This is a genomic window from Nitrosomonas sp. Nm51 (assembly GCF_900111165.1).
Taxonomy (GTDB): Bacteria; Pseudomonadota; Gammaproteobacteria; order Burkholderiales; family Nitrosomonadaceae; genus Nitrosomonas.
This window is the reverse complement of record NZ_FOGH01000006.1, coordinates 55,095-72,986: the sequence shown is the minus strand read 5'-3', so window position 1 is coordinate 72,986 and position 17,892 is coordinate 55,095. Positions and strand designations below refer to the sequence as shown.

Sequence of the window (17,892 nt, the reverse complement as noted above, 5' to 3'; positions counted from 1 at the left end):
GCGATCATGTCTCTTCTAACCGAATCACCAGCCTGGCTTGCACTAAAAGCACATCAATCCACGTGCATGCAGCAGCCTGCGCGCGATCTGTTCAAGCAGGATGTACACCGCTTCGACAAATTCTCCCTTCAGTTTGAAGATATCCTGGTCGATATCTCGAAACAGCCTGTCACATATCAGACCGTCGATCTTTTGCTTGCACTTGCCCGTCAGCAGAATTTGAAAACATGGATTGAACGCATGTTTCTGGGTGAAAAAATAAATACCACAGAAGACCGGGCAGCATTACATATTGCCTTGCGCAGTAAAAAGCCCGTTATGCTCGATGGCGAGGACGTCACACTTAAAGTTAGCAGCGTACTACAAAAAATGGCGCAATTCTCAACCGCGGTACGTAATGGAGAATACCTTGGTTACTCCGGCAAACCTATTACCGACATCGTCAACATCGGTATCGGCGGATCTGATCTCGGCCCGGTGATGGTTACCGAGGCACTTAAACCCTATTGCTTAAACAGACTCAGAGCCCATTTTGTTTCAAACGTTGATGGGGTACAGCTTTATGAGACACTACGGCAACTCAATCCAGCCACAACGCTGTTTATCATTGCATCAAAAACATTCACTACGCAGGAAACCATGACCAATGCACGCTCGGCACGTCAATGGTTTGTCGCGCAGAGCAATAGCGAGAAAGCCGTCGCAACGCATTTTATTGCCGTCTCCACCAATCGCACCGCCGTTGAAAAATTCGGTATCGACGCCAGCAATATGTTTGAGTTCTGGGATTGGGTCGGCGGGCGTTATTCGCTGTGGTCATCCATTGGAATGTCCATTGTATTGATGATCGGCATGGAACATTTTCGAGCATTGCTTGCGGGTGCTGAAGCCATGGATCAACACTTTTCAACGACTCCATTGAAAGGAAACTTGCCGGTCATGCTCGGATTGCTTGCTGTCTGGCATATTAATTTTAATGGCATCAGGTCACATGCCGTATTGCCCTATGATCAATACCTGCACCGTTTCCCGGCTTATCTGCAACAATTGGAAATGGAAAGTAACGGCAAGCGCATTTCCCGGAACGGCCAGGAGGTCGATTATCAAACCGGGACTGTGATCTGGGGAGAGCCAGGGACAAACGGCCAGCACGCCTTTTACCAGTTATTACACCAGGGAACACAAACTGTTTCAGCTGATTTTCTGGCTCCCTGTCAAAGCCAGCATCCGACTGATAACCATCATCGGTTACTGCTGGCTAATTTTTTCGCCCAGACTGAGGCGTTAATGCAGGGAAAGAATGAATCTGAAGTACGGAATGAATTGAAATCTCAGGGACTATCCGCTGAAAGCATTGAGAAACTGCTGCCGCACAAAATTTTTCCCGGAAACCGTCCGACCACATCCATTTTATACAAGAAGCTGGACCCCAGAACCCTGGGCACATTGATTGCGCTGTATGAACATAAAGTTTTTGTGCAAAGTGTCATCTGGAACATCAATCCATTTGACCAATGGGGCGTTGAGCTGGGGAAACAACTCAGCAACAATATTCTGCCCGAACTGGAGCAGGATAAACCAGCCTCATCGCACGACGCTTCCACCAATGGATTAATTAATTTTTTTAAAAAAAATCAATGCTGACACGCATAATTAGCCAAATTTCATAATTCAATACCCACTTTTTCTAGTCTTGAAGTATAGAGATTAGACCATTACAGCATGCAGCCTTATCCCATTCAGAAAAAAGTCATGCCACCTCATGCTGTTAAATAACATCATTTTATTTATTTTATTTAAGTTATAAAAACATTTGAACGGTTTATAGTGTCAGATAATTTATCAGTGATTAATATCTTGCTGCTAACTTGCTACTGACGGATTAGAATCTGTGTAAAAGTCAGTTTGCATTATTCGCAGGTACCATGTGAGAATTTTCACTGTTGAAATTGGATATACTGTTTAAGATTGTATGCAAAGTAAGTGTTGATAACTTACGGAGGATCACCATGAAATTGTCTGACTTATACTGGCATCGTATTACGCCATTGCATTTATTGCTTTGGCCACTCAGTCTGCTATTTAATTTATTCTTAAATATACGCAAATTAAGTTACTGGCTGGACTTTTTTTCCTCAGTCAGGCTCCCGGTTCCCGTGATTGTAGTCGACAGCATCACAATCGATGATGGCGGTAAGACGCCATTGGTGTTATGGCTTGTTGAAACACTGCAGGCACGCGGTTTGTGCCCAGGTATCGTCACACAAGGCGATCCAGATCATCCGGGTCGTCCTGAGGCGGTAGCAAAACAGGACTATCAGACCAGAGCGCGGGGCAAAGCATTGCTGCTGGCAAAACGTTTTGAACATACCTGTCCTGTCTGGGCGGGCAATAATCCTGCTGATGTAGCCCAGGCATTGCTGCAAGCGCACCCTGACTGCAATGTCATCATTTGCACCTTTGGACTGCAATTTCCGCGGTTGGAGCGCGATTTCGAAATTGCCGTTGCTGATTTTAATGAATCCAGCTTTGGAAACGGACTATTATTACCCGCAGGTCCGCTACGTGCCAGCATAAAACGTTTGCACAGCGTTGATGCAGTTGTGATCAACAGTCCACGAAAACTGCATTTTGATACCAGCGACTGGGCGCCAACATATCATATGAAACTGGTTGGTGAAACTGTATACAATTTATCAAATTCTGATGTTCGTCAACCCGTCTCAAGTCTGAAGGATAAAACACTGCAGGCTGTTACTACATACGAAAATGTTCAGTGGCTTGCTAACCAGCTACAGCAGTATGGACTCAAAGGAAAGCTGCAGACTGTTGCAGACGACCACCGTTTTGTTGAACAGGATTTTTCTTCTATTCAGGCCGAAGCGATTATCATGTTGGAAGAGGAAGCAATACAATGTCAGGGTTTTGTAACAGACCAAGTCTGGGCATTACCGGTAGAAGCCTGGGTTAACGGTGAAATTCAAGCACGGGTGCTGAATATGCTGAGGGAAAAATTTGCCGATTCGGATGTATTAAATGAAATGAGCTGTCCAAACTGCAAATGCCAGCTGCGTCACCAAGAACAGGAAGATACACTGATATGCGATCAAGAACAACTAAGTTTCCCGATCAAAGACGGCATACCTGTTCTCCAGCTGCAAGACAGCAATTAGCCTGGCTGCATAAACCGAACATTACGCGTTGCGTGAATTTCGATACGCCACAATCACTCCAATGCCTAACAAAACACCGGCCATCAGCAATGCAAGATAATTGCCGAATCTTACATAAGGTGTTGCGCCGGTAAAGCCCTGCGCATCTCCATGCAACCCGGCGGTAGTGAATATTGGTATTTGCTCCAGTACGTTACCGCGTTCATTAATAATGGCCGTTAAGCCTGTATTGGTGGCACGCAGCATATAACGCCCGGTCTCCAGCGCACGCATTTGCGATATCTGCAAATGTTGATGCGGACCAATAGAGCGGCCAAACCAGGCATCATTACTGACATTCACCAACAATGTTGCCTGCGGCAATTGATTGATAATTTCTTCACCAAACACATCCTCATAACAGATATTAACAGCAACCTGTTGCCCAGCCAGCAGCAACGGCTGCTGATTGACATCACCGCGCGAGAAGTCTGACAGCGGAATCTGCAATACATTAATAATCCACCCAAAAACCGGCTTTAAAGGAATAAACTCACCGAAAGGCACCAAGTGATGCTTGCGGTAAACCTGTTCAGGCGATATGCCGAAACTGAACATACTGTTGTAATAGGTATTATCACCATTTGTCGCGTGTTCAGCCAGACCAATAAGCACATCCCCATTATTGTTCCTTGCATGCTCTGCCAGATAAGCCAGATAAGCCGGCGGCACAGTATCGTTGAAAAGGGGTATCGAAATTTCAGGGGTTACAATTAAGCGGCTCTTGCTTTCCAAAATCAATTCCGCATAGGTTCTCATGGTTTTTTCCACATGGTCTTCACGCCATTTTAAATCCTGTTCAATATTACCCTGCAACAAACTAACAGTGACCGGTTCGCCGATTGGTTGTGTCCAGTGGATGAACTGAAGACCAAATCCACCAACCCAGATCAAAGCCAAGAATGCGCCAGCCCGCCACGCAGCTATTCTTTTTTCAAACAAGTAACAGAGCAACGCAGCACTCAACACCACGATCAGCGACACACCATAAACACCCACAACGGGAGCGAATCCGGCCAACGGACTGGCAGGCACCTGCGAATAGCCAATCGCCAGCCAGGGAAAGCCGGTAAATAATGTACCCCGCAGCCATTCAGTCAACATCCAGGCTGCCGCCACAGCAAACGCCCAGATAAGTGGCGAAGCCAAATGCATGCGTGCAGCCAGCCAGCCACAAACAGCCGGAAACAAAGATAAATAGACGCAAAGTATTAGCAGTGCGAAAATTGCGAGTATCGGAGGCATGGCACCAAAGTCATGCAGACTGACGTATAGCCAGGTAACGCCTGCGCAGAACAACCCCATACCAAATGAGAAACCCAACCATACGGCCTGGGCAGTTTTCGAACTGCAGCGCCAGAAAAAAAATAACAGAGCAAGCGTTACGACCGGTAACGGAAACCAGTAAAACGGCGCAAAACCAGATACGGTCAGAATGCCCGAAAGGAATACGGCAATGAATCTAAAATAAAAATTTTTCAATCAATTAATGACCAGTTGTTTTTTGTTGAGTATATCATCCTGAAAACAATAACTGGCTAAACGAATGGGTATGGTCATGATTTTAGGCATGCGCCCAACCCTACGATCTGTCATTCATTCAAATTAATATTGGTCCAATACGGTCAGCCATCTCTTCCGGTGTCTCATCAAGCGGTAATCGCATTAGAGCGCAGGATAGGTGGCTTTTGTGCTGGCCTGACAAAAATACCGAATTTGGATCCGGGGTCATTGCTATTAAAAGAATATCCCCACCTTTTTTATAGGCTTCTTCAATCTTCAAAACCGATATTGGATTTTCAAGGTCACACGGAATCGGACGTTTTGCTGGGCCAGGTGACAGAAAAACTACTCTGGGCAACCCTAACTTGCATCGTATTTTCATTAATGCTTTAACTTTAGAGGGAACTGGTTCTGAGTGATGCCAACCCAAGTCCGAAGGTAATCTCCACTGCTCGCAAGATACCACAAGCCCACCTTCCACCTCCAGTCGCGGCGCATATGCTTCTTCAGGAAATGCGTCTAGTATTCGGTGCAAGCGACGTGGAGACCACCGCATTGGAAAAGGAACTGCATTCAATAATATATTCGTAAGAATATTCCATGGCGCAATCGGAAGTCTTGTAGCATGGTTCATCGGATATATAATTTTTTATGCCTATGAACAATTCTCAGTTTTTTCTGTCTTATTCAATAAGATCAACAAGATAAAGGAATGGTGATGAAAGGCAAAGAAATGACTTTGATAGATTGGCAAAAACAGTACGGTACAGAAGAAGGCTGCGCACAAGCATTGATTGAGCGACGCTGGCCGGAAGGTTTTCGCTGCCCATGTTGTGGTCACGATGGTGGTTACAGTATTAAGACGCGTGGGTATTGGGAATGTAGTCAATGCCACAAACAAACCTCATTAACGGCAGGCACCTTGTTTCATTCAACCAATCTGCCACTAACCAAGTGGTTTTGGGCAATTTACCTGGTTGCATCAGATAAAGGCGGTATTTCTGCCTTGCGTTTATCCAAACAAATAAACGTGTCCTGGATAACCGCTAGCAGAATGCTGCGAAAGATTCGCATTGCCATGGGACACCGGGACAGCATATATCGATTACATGAATTGATTGAAATAGACGATGCGTTGATTGGAGGGCGCCATGCCGGGGGAAAGCGCGGCCGGGGTGCCGAAGGAAAAACATCGGTGCTGGTAGCTATTGAGAATCGGGAAAAGCGTGCCGGTTTTATTGCCATGCAGCAGGTTTCTGGCGTTAACGGGGAAACGGTCTCGCAGTTTGTAAAGCGGCACCTGTCACCTGACCAATGTGTGCGAAGCGATGCGCTGCCTTCTTTAGCCGAAATCGGCAAAACACAGAATCATACCGCACGCGTGACCCCGCCAGACAAAGCCGGTGAGTGGTTGCCATGAGTATATATCGCCATTGGCAACCTTAAAACATTCTTGCTGGGAACGTATCATGGTGTGTCATCAGGCTACTTGCAAGAATATCTCAATGCGTTTTGCTACCGTTTTAATCGACGAGCATGGGAAGCTGAATTACCTTCCCGTCTCCTGAGTGCTTGCTTGTGGCACAATCCAATTAAACTGAAAATAGTTTAGAGGCATATTTTAGAATCCTCCTTATGAGAAATAATTTTGACAAAAAAACTGCTTTTCATTCAGAATCAATGGGCGAGCTGCTTGATAAAAGCATGGCCTAAAAATCTTGCTGATAAAAACTTTACGCCCAGTGAATCTTTTTACAAATAAGAACAATTTGCGTATCACAAACTATTCTATTGTTTTGAAAGGTGGATATAGAAAGGCGGATATAATTTCCAACTTCCAAGACAATTCTTTTGTTCTTTTTAACTTAGGAGTCGTTCATAAATAACTGTAACACCTGGATCGCATCTGGCGGGCACACTGCGGCAGTGTTCGTCGTCGCCATAGCTTGGCTATGACTCATCCTCTCGCCTTGCATCCCGCCAGACGCGCCCAATTGTCACACTTATTTATTCGCGGCTCCTTACGATCGTTATTTCACACAGATACCGGGGCAATCTGCACCGCCTTGCGTGGGATCACAATCATCTGAAGGATCATCCACGCACTTCATGCCATCAGGACATGGAAAGCCAGCAATTCCGCCACACATCTGCTTGGGTTCCTGGCCGCCGTAAGCGGAACTTCCTTTCGGTGGATAATCCATACGCTTGCCTTTCCCTGGCTTGGCCGGTTCCGTCGGTTCCAGCTTAACGATATCCCGAATTCTGCGCGGTTTTACCGTTTCGACATCGATGGATTCAACCTCTCCGTCCGTGTGCCGGGCGGTATACACCCCAACCACGTCCAGCAACTCAGGACTCTTGATCACCAGAAAACCTTCTAAAAATGCGAAATCCACGCATACGCCGTTAATAGGACAAAAGTAACTTGCGATATCAAAGCAGTTGATTGCAACCGCTCCGTCAGGCTGGAGAACGGCACTTTTAAATGGCGTCACATCGAACGGGCCTGGATCCGACCCAAATTGTGTCGCCAGCGCCACCTTGGCGGCGATCGTGATTTTTTCGTCAGTAGGATTATGTATGTTGATTATCGAACGATAGACGCCTCTTGCCAACGTGCCATCCTGGTGCGGCAACAACAGCGAACAAGCGACTTTCGCGGCGTATTGATATTCTGTTTTGATTTGCTTGGAATGTTGAGCGTAGTGCTTTTTATCAGCCTGAGTGATACGCGGGATACCGGCGATGCTCAAACAGAACAATAATCCGAGCAAAATAGAGAAAAGTTTGATCGTAATCGTTTGTGTCATGACTGTCACCTCATTAGTTTCGTGTCCGCACTTATCGTACTCGCTACGTTAATAAAACATTATCGAAAAATATAAAAAAAAAATATACGTGCGAATACGTAGACAGCAAAAGTTTTTTGGCTCAAAAACATAATCTACCCGGTTTTTTAATTGACTCGCGGCACGCTTGACGATGCCACAACATCCTATAGATCGAAAAAATGAATTGTTGACATCTTTTTCACCGCGCATTGATTGATTAAAAATCATACTACTTAGAAGCCGTTGCCCCATACGAGTACTCCACCGGCTAAAAGCCGGACTATTCGGCCATACGGACCGACTATCACGGTATAAGAAGAGATGTGGGCAAGGGTATTTTTACCTGCCACATCAACTCTAGCGACTTCGCAGCTCCCATCTTCCAACCTTCTCCCCAAAGGAAAGAAGGCTTTCTTTAGTTTCCGTCTAAGGCGAGGGGGTTACATATCCCCTATTTATGATTCTAAAATCACACTACTTAAAAGGAGATTTAGATGACAGCGAAATCAATGCGTCTGATCGTACGCAGAGAATTGCAAGCAAGTATCAGAGGGAAGTATCGAGACGCGAGTTGGCCAGACAAAAGGAAGATATTGGACGGTTTTGTTGCTGCTACAGGCTATGGGCGCAAATATGCCATTCAGCAGCTCAGCAGTGACGAAATGCCTGTCCTGCCCAAGAATCGCTTTTTCCTCTTAATGATTCCGTCCTTCAAGTATAACAAAACCAAAATAATGTAAAATTATTTGGAGGACACTACGTCAGCGCGAAACTGTACATAACATTTCAATGGTATCTTATCATTGTTATCCGATCGAGATTGAGGCAAAGCTGATTTGTCCGACAGTATTCAATGCTAAAATCCTGTCACATGACACGACCCATCCGAACCATTCATCGCCCAATAACCCCGATATCCGTATGAAAAAAGAGCCGCAGCACACGCCCATGATGCAGCAGTATCTGCGCATCAAGGCGCAGTATCCCGATATGCTGCTGTTTTACCGCATGGGCGATTTTTACGAGTTGTTTTACGGCGATGCCGAGAAAGCCGCCGGTCTGCTGGATATCACATTGACGCAGCGCGGCACGTCCGCGGGCGGGCCGATCAAAATGGCCGGGGTGCCGTATCATGCCGCCGAGCAGTATCTGGCCCGGCTCGTCAAACTCGGCGAGTCGGTCGCGATTTGCGAACAAACAGGCGATCCGGCAACGAGCAAGGGGCCGGTTGCGCGTGAGGTGACGCGCATTGTCACACCGGGCACGTTAACCGACGCGGCTTTGATGGAGGACAAGCGCGACTGCATCCTACTGGCGCTGACGATTCATGAAACTACGCTTGGACTGGCATGGCTGAATCTGGCAGCAGGTCAGTTGCGCGTGATGGAAACAGCGCCCGCGCAACTGGTCAGCGAGCTGGAACGGCTGCAACCGGCTGAAATTCTGCTGCCTGAATCGCTGCGTTCGGCGCCGGATTTGCGCGGCCGCTGGACTCTGAAAACACTGCCACCGTGGCAGTTCGATTTCGACAGTGCCGTGCGCAGTCTGACCCGTCATTTCGAAGCGTACGATCTGTCCGGCTTCGGCTGCGCGGATTTGACAACGGCGCTGGGAGCGGCCAATGCGCTGCTCGAATACGCCCGTCTGACGCAGGGCAGCACCGCACTGCATGTAACATCGCTGCAGGTAGTGCGTAATAATATATATGTGCGCATGGATGCGGCCACCCGCCGCAATCTGGAAATCTCCGAGACCATTCGCAATGAGCGCGCGCCGACACTGTTGTCGCTGCTCGATACCTGCGCCACCAGCATGGGCAGCCGTCTGTTGCAGTCCTGGCTGCATCATCCGCTGCGCGACCTGTCGGCAATTCAGCAACGGCAGGACAGCGTGGCCGGCTTGATCGCGCACAATGCGTATTCGGCGGTGCGCGATTGTCTGCGGCATGTCGCCGATATTGAGCGCATCACGGCGCGCATTGCGTTGCACACGGCGCGCCCAAGGGATTTATCGGGTTTGCGTGACAGCCTGAAACTGCTGCCCGAAGCGGCCAGAGCACTTGCCGCATGCACTGCAGGCAATCTTCCACTGTTAGCACAGGATCTGCAGCCCGATCCCACGCTGGCCAGTTTGCTGGAGCAGGCAATCCGGCCGGAGCCTGGCGCTGTGCTGCGTGAAGGCAACGTGATTGCCGACGGTTATGATGCCGAACTCGACGAATTGCGTGCCCTACAACACAACTGCGGCGAATTTCTGCTGCAACTGGAAACGCGTGAAAAGGAACGTACCGGCATTCCGAATCTCAAGGTAGAATATAACCGTGTGCACGGTTTCTACATCGAAGTCACGCATGCGCATACCGGCAAGGTACCGGACAATTACCGCCGCAGACAGACACTCAAAAGCGCCGAACGCTACATCACGCCCGAGCTCAAAACATTTGAGGACAAGGCGCTGGCTGCGCAGGACCGCGCGCTAGCACGCGAAAAATTTTTGTACGATACACTGCTGGACAAGCTGTCCGCATCGGTTCCGGTGTTGCAGCAAACCGCCGCCAGCGTGGCCGGTATTGATGTGCTGTGCGCCTTTGCGGAACGTGCGCAAGCGCTCGGCTACACCGCGCCGGTATTCACGGAAGACACGATGATCGATATCGAAGCGGGACGCCATCCGGTGGTGGAGCGCCAGGTGGACAATTATATCCCCAATGACGCGCAGCTGGGCCGGCAATACCGCGGCGGCCATCAGATGCTGATTATCACCGGGCCCAATATGGGCGGCAAGTCAACTTATATGCGCCAGGTTGCGCTGATTGCGCTACTGGCGCATTGCGGCAGCTTCGTTCCGGCGGAAAAAGTGCAAATCGGCCTGCTCGACCAGATTTTTACCCGTATCGGCGCGTCGGACGATCTTGCAGGCGGGCATTCGACCTTTATGGTGGAAATGACGGAGACTGCCAATATTCTGCACAACGCCACGGCGCAAAGTCTGGTGCTGATGGATGAAGTCGGCCGCGGCACGTCGACATTCGACGGACTTGCGCTCGCCCTGGCAATCGCGCGCTATCTGCTGACCAGGAATAAAAGCTGCACGCTGTTTGCCACGCATTATTTTGAACTAACGCAGCTGGCCGAAGAATTCAGACAAATCCGCAATGTCCACCTGGAAGCCGTGGAGCATAAACACCGCATTGTTTTCCTGCATAAAGTCACCGCAGGACCGGCGAGCCAGAGTTACGGCCTGCAGGTCGCCGCGCTGGCGGGCGTTCCTCGTCAGGCGATCCGCATGGCCAGAAAACATCTGACGGAACTCGAGAAACACAGCGCCGACAAAACGCCGCAACTTGATCTGGTTTTTGACGACGCCGAGGCCGACACCGATATCGAACCACAGGAAAATCCGTTGATTCCCATGCTGCGCGCCATTTCACCCGATGAACTGACACCGCGGCAGGCGCTCGAACAGCTCTATAAAATCAAGCAAATACTGGACGAACAATGCTGACAGTAAAGCGCCCGATGGATAACTGCTTGCTAGTACTAATGCATATGGCCATCGGATCCATGCACGTGTTGATGCGAAATTTCTTCCGTCGTTGCCGCACGCACGTCGATCACCGTACAAGCAAAATTCAGCTTCATGCCGGCCAGCGGATGGTTACCGTCCACGACCACTTTATCTTCCGCGATATCGGTCACGGTATAGATCTGGTAATCGTCCGAACCTTCGGCAGCGCCTTCAAAACGCATGCCGACTTCGACATTCTCGGGAAAAGCGCTGCGCGGTTCCAGGCGGACCAGAGCGCTGTCATAGTCACCAAAAGTATGTTCCGGTTCCATTGAAACGGTACAACTGTAACCGATCTCTTTTTCATGCAGGGCTTCCTCGACCATGGGAAAAATGCCGTCATACCCGCCGTGCAGATAGCTGATCGGATCTTCCGTTTTTTCAATCAGGTTGCCGGATGAATCGGATAGTTCGTACTGAAGCGACACCACAGTATCTTTGTCTATACGCATATAGGTTTAACTCCCCATTTTATCAATTGATTAAAAACAACACCCCCTAGTGCTCTATCAATATGATATTGCCTGGTACAGCGTTACCGTGGTGTTATGCAACAAGGCGCAGCACGCAGGAAAGGGTTGCTCCCTTTTCAAGTGCTGTAACGCAGTTGCAGAACACCACGGTAACGCCCTGTGGGTGAGCTTGTCAGCGTCCATGGTCTGCGTTGCGCCTTTCGACAATAGAACAACTATTGCCTGCAAGGCACGCCTTGCCATGGTCGCTGACAAGCTCACTGAACCCGGCAATATCATATTGATAGAGCACTAGGCATCCAGAATGGCGATAGCAATGGTTACAAAACCCAGAATCAGGCTCAAACCAACCAGGACGCGTATCTGCACCAGCGCGATACCCGCCGATTCCCATTCTTCAGCCGCCACATAACGTTTCAGCTTCCGGTAAGCGGTAAAGTACACGTAGAGAAATATCAGCATCATCATGGAACCGATGGCAAACATCAGATACACATTGAAGGGTAACCTGCCAAACCCGCCCATTTGAGAAATCATGTGCAATCCGCTTGCAAGAATCACCGTAATGGACAGCCATACCCAGTGAAAAAAGCCGGCAAAAACCATTTGCCAGAACTTGAGCATCTGCGGCGGTGACGGTAACAGTTGATTGACAACCGGCCGCAATACCATATAGGCAAAGAACATGCCGCCCACCCAGATAACGACGCCGAGTATATGCACAACTTTCAGGGTTTCCATGTCGATTCCTTTATGAATAATTCAGCGATTAACGATAGATTTTACAATGGCTTGAACAGGCGCGAAGCTTTTCCGGTGTATGTCTGTTATACCATACATTTGTAAAGCGGCGATATGCCGCCTGGTCGGGTAACCTTTGTGCCGGTCAAACCCGTATTCCGGATAACGCTGGTGCAGCGCCATCATATCGGCATCACGTGTGGTTTTTGCCAGAATGGACGCGGCGGAGATTTCGGCAATCCGACTGTCACCTTTGATCACGGTGCGCACCGGAATTGTAAGTTTCGGACTATGCGTCCCGTCAATCATTATCAGACCGGGCGTCATCGGCAGCTGTGCAACCGCTCTTTGCATAGCCAGCAACGTTGCCTGCAGGATATTCAGCCGGTCAATTTCCGCGACCGTTGCCGATGCCACCACCCAGGCCCTGGCATGCTGTCTGATTGCAGCCGCCAGGCTGTTGCGTTTTTTCTCACTCAATTGTTTGGAGTCCGCCAAGCCAGGCAAATCGTACTGCGCACCCAGTACCACACAGGCGGCTACCACGGGTCCGGCCAGCGGTCCACGGCCTGCTTCGTCGACCCCACCAATCAGCCGGGCTGTTTGTCGGGATACGGTTGCAACAGTCTGCAATAATCGGTCTCCGGTTAATGCTACCGCTTATTGCTTATACACTTCTGGCTGTACACATCAGTTTGGCTTCCGTCACCAGTTGCTCATCAACTTCGGCACGCGCGGTATATTTCCACAGGCCTTTTATCTCACGATCGATAGCGGCTTTAAGAATCAACCGGTCTCCCGGCATCACCGGCTTTTTGAAACGGACGTTATCAATGCCGACAAAATAATACACCGTATCCTCTTTGTTGGTTCCACCACTGGTTTTAAGCGTGAGCAACGCTGCCGCCTGCGCCAGGGCTTCCACGATCAGCACACCTGGCATTACCGGGTGATGCGGGAAGTGACCCTGGAAAAACGGTTCGTTGATCGACACGCTTTTAGCCGCGACAATATTTTTTCCCGGTTCAATCGACAACACCTTATCCACCAGCAACAGTGGATAGCGATGCGGTAAATATTTAAGGATTTCATGGATGTCCATGGTATTCATCGGATTTTCCTTATTGATTCGTAAGATTTATTCGCTGCGCACAGTATAACCGGACGGGGTTCTGCTTTGCAGACCCAATTATGGCTGATCCGCATCTTTTCCCTTTTTTGCATTCAGTACGTCAATCACCTGATCGGTAATATCGATACGCTGGCTGCGATAGACAGAATCCTGCAACTGCAGAATCAAATCGTAATTTTCTTTTTTCGCTATAAAGTGAATGGCTTTATCAGTCAGTTCCAGGATCACGCCGTATTCTTCATTCTGGCGCACGGTTAAATCCTCGCGCATCTGACGCTGCGCGCGCTGGTAATTACGGCTCAGATTCGCCAGTTCGCGTTCCAGTTCGCGTCTGTCGGCTTCGTTCATGGCCGCGCCCTTTTTTTCCAGCTTATCCTGCAATACTTTCGCCTGCTGTGCCATTTCCTTGATTTCAGCATCGCGCGGAATGAATTCCTGGTCAATTTTCTGCTGGGCATTCAGCGCTGGAATAGATTTACGCAAAATTTTTTCAGTGTTCACAACACCAATTTTTATACCATCCGCATGAATCAACGGACTGAACAGCGGCAGCATGACTGCTGCCGCCAGAACGAGAAGATAGTGTGGCTTCCACCACAGAAGCTTAATTTTCAATAGATTATCCTGTACGGTTTTAACTCGGCTTAAAATTGTTGTCCGAACAGAAACTGGAACATTTGCAAATTATCCTCCGGTTTATCGTTAAGCGGCTTGGCGAGGCTGACTTTCAAAGGACCCATAGGCGAAACCCAGGTCACTGAAATCCCTGCAGAGAATCGTAACAGATCGGGCAGCCCTTGTTCCACCGAAAAACCTTCCAGTAATACGGTTTTTCTTTTAAAATTATCAAACACCGCGCCACCATCGATAAAGGCACCCAGACGGACAGACCGGTCGTCTTTCATAAAAGGCATTGGAAACAATAATTCAAGATTCGCAACCACACGCTTGCTGGCACCCAGTGCAAATGTTCTGTCAGAGCCCGGAACCGGCTCTCTGGGACCCAGAGAATTCAGATCGTAACCGCGCACCGAATTATTACCGCCGGCAAAAAAGTTTTTAAAGAACGGCAGCGGTTTGCCGGCATAGCCGTCACCGATACCGAATTCCGTATTTAAAAATAACGTAAACGTTTTGGTCAGCGGGAAATAGGTTTTCTGATTGTAACTGAGCTTATAATAATTCAGATCGCCCCCCGGAGCACTGACTTCGCCAAACAGCCGGTGCGTCGTACCCGAAGTCGGGTAGATCGCGCTGTCACGCCGGTCACGCGCCCAGCTTACGGTAAGCGGCAGATTGTTTGCGGTCGATCCGAATTGCTCGACAAATCTTACTGTTCGCGGAAGACTATTTTCAAATATACCAATTTTGGTTTGTTCGGCGCCCGCACCAAACGATACGATGTCGTTTTCAGCGATAGGCAGACCGAAACGCAGGATTGCACCAGAAGTTATTGTTTTAAAAGCATTCACTCTGGATAAGCGCGATGTATTGAGGCTTCTTCTGAATACATCGAAACCCAGGCTGATGCCATCGACGGTGAAGTATGGATTGTTAAACGATATGGCAAACACGCGGTTAATACGGCCGGTATTCACCTGAAAACTGAAATGGTTACCCGTGCCGAAAATATTGTTTTGCGAAACCGAACCATTAAGGATCAATCCCTCACGGTCTGAAAAGCCTGCGCCAAACATGATGGCGCCGGTCGGTCTTTCTTCAACATGGACATTGACATCAACCTGGTCGGGCGCATCCGGGACGGGTGGCGTTTCCACATTGACGCTGTTAAAAAACAATAACCGGTCGATGCGCTGCCTGGACAGGTTGATTTTCGAAGTAGAGTGCCATCCACCTTCCATCTGGCGGAATTCACGACGGATAACTTCATCCTTGGTACGGTCATTTCCGGTGATATTGATCCGGCGTATATAAACCCGCCGCCCCGGATCGACAAAAAACGTGAAAGCCGCTTGTCTGTTTTCATGATCCAGCTCGGGCGCCGCATTCACATTTGCAAACGCATAGCCATCATCTCCAAGCCGGTCGGAAATCAGCTGCACCGATTCGGTCAATTTCTCGCGTGCAAACACATCCCCGGGTTGCAGCAATATCAGTTCCCGCAGTTCTTCCTCGGGCACAATCAAGTCACCCGCCAGTTTGATGTCAGAAACGGTATACTGTTCGCCCTCGGTAACATTGACGGTGATATAAATATCCTTCATATCCGGCGTAATCGATACCTGCGTGGAATCAATACTGAACTCCAAATAGCCGCGATCAAGATAATACGAACGCAGCGTCTCCAGATCCGCAGACAGTTTCTGCTTGGAATATTGATCATTCTTGGTAAACCAGGTGAGCAGATTGGGCGTCGTCAACACAAACATACCGCGCAGCGTTTTGTCATCAAACGCTGCGTTACCGACAAAATTGATTTTCTTGATGCGGGCTGTGCGTCCTTCGACTATATCGAAATTAATGCTGATGCGGTTTCTATCCAGCGGCGTTGTGGTTGTGGTGATTTTAACGGCGTATTTCCCGGTGCTGAGGTACTGCCGCTTCAATTCCTGCTCGGCCCGATCCAGCAAAGAACGGCTGAATACTCGCGATTCGGACAACCCGGCCTGTTTGAGCCCTTCCTTGAGCTTGTCTTTTTCGAATGCCTTGGCACCATTGATATTAATCTGTGCAATCGCCGGCCGCTCTTCAACCTGTACAATCAGTACGCCGCCTTCCATCTTTAACTGCACATCTTTAAAGAATCCTGTCGCGTATAGTGTTTTGACCGCGTCAGTTGCTTTCGCTTCATCGATGATATCGCCAACCTTGACAGGCAGATAACTGAAAACCGTTCCGGCCTCGGTGCGCTGTATGCCTTCAACACGAATATCCTGAACGACAAACGGCTCTCCGGCCCATACTGCCACTGCGCATAACAAGCCAAAAAGCGCGGCAAGATACCTGTAGTAGTTCATTACTAACCAGTAGCCAGCCGGTGAATATCGTTATAGATCGCGAATGTCATGAGTGTAAAAAGCATTAACAAGCCAATTTTCTGACCGATAAGCATGGCCTTTTCAGAGACAGGAGAACCTTTAATCATTTCAATGACATAATACATCAGGTGCCCGCCATCCAGAATCGGGATCGGCAGCAGATTCAAAACACCGAGGCTGACACTGATCAAAGCCAGAAATGCGAGATAGGAAGCCAGCCCCATTTGTGCCGATTGCCCGGCATAGTCGGCAATGGAAATCGGTCCGCTTACGTTTTTCCAGGAAACGTCGCCGGTAATCATTTTAGAGAGCATGCTCAACGTCAGCACGGTGGTCTCCCAGGTTTTATTCATTGCGATCATGACCGCCTCGCCAACGGGATAGGTCACGGTAACGCGCATCGCTTCGAACAGTGACTGATCAATTTCCGGCATTATGCCGATACGCCCTACCGTTTGCCCATTCTCTACAACCGAATCCGGCGTGACAGTCAACGTGATGATGCGGTCGCCGCGCAACACATCGAGAACCAAAGCGCGGCCCGGGTTTTTTTGCACTTCAGGCACAAACTCAATCCAGCTGTAGACGTCCCGGTTATCAACGGCCAAAATTTCATCGCCCGCCCGCATTCCCGCGCGTTCACCTGCACCGCCGGACATGACTTCTGCAATCACCGGCTTGATTTCAGGCTGATAAATACTGAATCCGATAACGCCGAGCACGTTCCCATCCAGTTCATCCGGGTGAATACCACTTAAATCAAGCTGACGCCAATTGATTGCACCGCTTTGGTCAACCGTCTCGACGGTCACGGTATCAGATCGCTCAACTGTATAGCGCAATAGCGTCCAGCGTGCATCCTGCCAGCTTTCGACGGGTTCATTCTGAATGCGGACAATGGTTTCACCCTGCTCAAAATTTGCCCTGGCTACCGGCGTATCGGGCACGGCAGGGCCAAGCATGGGCTTGATACCCTCGACACCTAGCACAAACATGAACCAGTATATGACGATTGCCAGTAAAAAATTAGCCAACGGCCCGGCGGCTACAATGGCAAAGCGGCGCCCGACCGACTGGCGGTTAAATGCGCGCGGCAAGTCTTTCTTTTCAACCTTGCCTTCATTCTCATCGAGCATTTTGACATAACCGCCCAAAGGAATGGCCGCCACAACCCATTCGGTTTGATCTTTGCCTAAACGTCTCCGGAAAACAGGCTGGCCAAAGCCGACGGAAAACCGCAGTACTTTGACGCCATTCCAGCGCGCCACAAGGTAATGACCAAATTCATGGAAGGTTATCAGAATACCAAGTGCTACAATGAATGCTGTAAGTGTGAAAAATATTGACATGTCAGCTCAGTGTGTAAAATCGTTATTGAGATTCCGCTGGATTGACCAGACAAAAGCCATAGCGCTTTGTTTTCGCTATCCT

General features: G+C 49.1%; 14 protein-coding genes and 1 pseudogene. 5 read left to right on the top strand and 10 right to left on the bottom strand.

What is annotated here, in order from left to right; translation table 11 throughout:
• Nucleotides 1-6: 6 nt before the first annotated feature.
• A complete protein-coding gene (pgi, locus tag BMY60_RS04085; protein ID WP_090331436.1) occupies nucleotides 7-1,644 on the top strand; it encodes a glucose-6-phosphate isomerase in 1,638 nt (545 codons plus the stop codon).
• A 365-nt stretch (nucleotides 1,645-2,009) separates the two neighbouring features.
• Nucleotides 2,010-3,173, top strand: a complete 1,164-nt coding sequence (gene lpxK / locus BMY60_RS04080; RefSeq protein ID WP_090331434.1) for a tetraacyldisaccharide 4'-kinase — start codon at nucleotides 2,010-2,012, stop codon at nucleotides 3,171-3,173.
• A 21-nt stretch (nucleotides 3,174-3,194) separates the two neighbouring features.
• Here lpxK and lnt read toward each other — a convergent pair whose 3' ends face one another.
• Nucleotides 3,195-4,694 carry an apolipoprotein N-acyltransferase gene (gene lnt / locus BMY60_RS04075; protein WP_090331432.1) on the bottom strand — a complete coding sequence of 500 codons (1,500 nt, stop codon included), beginning with the start codon at nucleotides 4,692-4,694 and terminating at the stop codon, nucleotides 3,195-3,197.
• Nucleotides 4,695-4,812: 118 nt separating this feature from the next.
• Nucleotides 4,813-5,349, bottom strand: a complete 537-nt coding sequence (locus BMY60_RS04070) for a hypothetical protein (protein WP_090331430.1) — start codon at nucleotides 5,347-5,349, stop codon at nucleotides 4,813-4,815.
• Between the two features lie 84 nt (nucleotides 5,350-5,433).
• On the opposite strand from BMY60_RS04070, the pseudogene BMY60_RS04065 reads away from it, so the two are divergent.
• Nucleotides 5,434-6,327 (top strand): annotated as a pseudogene (locus BMY60_RS04065) (IS1595 family transposase).
• Nucleotides 6,328-6,745: 418 nt separating this feature from the next.
• On the opposite strand, the gene BMY60_RS04060 reads toward BMY60_RS04065, so the two are convergent.
• Entirely contained in the window at nucleotides 6,746-7,528 is a 783-nt protein-coding gene (locus tag BMY60_RS04060; protein WP_090331428.1) for a Kazal-type serine protease inhibitor domain protein, read from the bottom strand.
• Nucleotides 7,529-8,043: 515 nt separating this feature from the next.
• Between BMY60_RS04060 and BMY60_RS04050 the strand changes: the two genes are divergently transcribed.
• Nucleotides 8,044-8,289, top strand: coding sequence for a hypothetical protein (locus BMY60_RS04050; RefSeq protein ID WP_090331424.1), 246 nt, complete (start codon nucleotides 8,044-8,046; stop codon nucleotides 8,287-8,289).
• A gap of 181 nt (nucleotides 8,290-8,470) precedes the next feature.
• Nucleotides 8,471-11,053: a DNA mismatch repair protein MutS gene (mutS, locus tag BMY60_RS04045; RefSeq protein ID WP_090331485.1), complete on the top strand. Its 2,583-nt coding sequence runs from the start codon at nucleotides 8,471-8,473 to the stop codon at nucleotides 11,051-11,053.
• Between the two features lie 35 nt (nucleotides 11,054-11,088).
• Here mutS and BMY60_RS04040 read toward each other — a convergent pair whose 3' ends face one another.
• The 7 genes from BMY60_RS04040 to rseP form a co-directional block, all read right to left on the bottom strand.
• Nucleotides 11,089-11,568: an FKBP-type peptidyl-prolyl cis-trans isomerase gene (locus BMY60_RS04040; protein WP_090331422.1), complete on the bottom strand. Its 480-nt coding sequence runs from the start codon at nucleotides 11,566-11,568 to the stop codon at nucleotides 11,089-11,091.
• Nucleotides 11,569-11,880: 312 nt separating this feature from the next.
• Complete coding sequence (locus BMY60_RS04035; RefSeq protein ID WP_090331421.1) at nucleotides 11,881-12,330, bottom strand: CopD family protein; 450 nt, start codon at nucleotides 12,328-12,330, stop codon at nucleotides 11,881-11,883.
• Nucleotides 12,331-12,351: 21 nt separating this feature from the next.
• The gene (gene rnhB, locus BMY60_RS04030; protein WP_090331419.1) at nucleotides 12,352-12,963 is read right to left on the bottom strand and encodes a ribonuclease HII; all 612 of its coding nucleotides are present in this window, start codon (nucleotides 12,961-12,963) and stop codon (nucleotides 12,352-12,354) included.
• A 34-nt stretch (nucleotides 12,964-12,997) separates the two neighbouring features.
• Nucleotides 12,998-13,441 carry a 3-hydroxyacyl-ACP dehydratase FabZ gene (gene fabZ / locus BMY60_RS04025; protein WP_090331417.1) on the bottom strand — a complete coding sequence of 148 codons (444 nt, stop codon included), beginning with the start codon at nucleotides 13,439-13,441 and terminating at the stop codon, nucleotides 12,998-13,000.
• Nucleotides 13,442-13,519: 78 nt separating this feature from the next.
• The gene (locus BMY60_RS04020; RefSeq protein ID WP_371264186.1) at nucleotides 13,520-14,077 is read right to left on the bottom strand and encodes an OmpH/Skp family outer membrane protein; all 558 of its coding nucleotides are present in this window, start codon (nucleotides 14,075-14,077) and stop codon (nucleotides 13,520-13,522) included.
• A gap of 29 nt (nucleotides 14,078-14,106) precedes the next feature.
• On the bottom strand, nucleotides 14,107-16,440 hold the full coding sequence (gene bamA, locus BMY60_RS04015; RefSeq protein ID WP_090331413.1) for an outer membrane protein assembly factor BamA: 2,334 nt from the start codon (nucleotides 16,438-16,440) through the stop codon (nucleotides 14,107-14,109).
• A gap of 2 nt (nucleotides 16,441-16,442) precedes the next feature.
• On the bottom strand, nucleotides 16,443-17,810 hold the full coding sequence (gene rseP / locus BMY60_RS04010) for an RIP metalloprotease RseP (RefSeq protein WP_090331411.1): 1,368 nt from the start codon (nucleotides 17,808-17,810) through the stop codon (nucleotides 16,443-16,445).
• Nucleotides 17,811-17,892: the final 82 nt, after the last annotated feature.

Excerpts from the sequence above, each read along its gene's own strand:
- BMY60_RS04050 (WP_090331424.1), top strand. The coding sequence starts at position 8,044 with ATGACAGCGAAATCAATGCGTCTGATCGTACGCAGAGAATTGCAAGCA.
- rseP (WP_090331411.1), bottom strand. The coding sequence starts at position 17,810 with ATGTCAATATTTTTCACACTTACAGCATTCATTGTAGCACTTGGTATT.
- bamA (WP_090331413.1), bottom strand. The coding sequence starts at position 16,440 with ATGAACTACTACAGGTATCTTGCCGCGCTTTTTGGCTTGTTATGCGCA.
- mutS (WP_090331485.1), top strand. The coding sequence starts at position 8,471 with ATGAAAAAAGAGCCGCAGCACACGCCCATGATGCAGCAGTATCTGCGC.
- BMY60_RS04035 (WP_090331421.1), bottom strand. The coding sequence starts at position 12,330 with ATGGAAACCCTGAAAGTTGTGCATATACTCGGCGTCGTTATCTGGGTG.
- lpxK (WP_090331434.1), top strand. The coding sequence starts at position 2,010 with ATGAAATTGTCTGACTTATACTGGCATCGTATTACGCCATTGCATTTA.
- fabZ (WP_090331417.1), bottom strand. The coding sequence starts at position 13,441 with ATGAATACCATGGACATCCATGAAATCCTTAAATATTTACCGCATCGC.
- BMY60_RS04040 (WP_090331422.1), bottom strand. The coding sequence starts at position 11,568 with ATGCGTATAGACAAAGATACTGTGGTGTCGCTTCAGTACGAACTATCC.
- pgi (WP_090331436.1), top strand. The coding sequence starts at position 7 with ATGTCTCTTCTAACCGAATCACCAGCCTGGCTTGCACTAAAAGCACAT.
- BMY60_RS04060 (WP_090331428.1), bottom strand. The coding sequence starts at position 7,528 with ATGACACAAACGATTACGATCAAACTTTTCTCTATTTTGCTCGGATTA.
- BMY60_RS04070 (WP_090331430.1), bottom strand. The coding sequence starts at position 5,349 with ATGAACCATGCTACAAGACTTCCGATTGCGCCATGGAATATTCTTACG.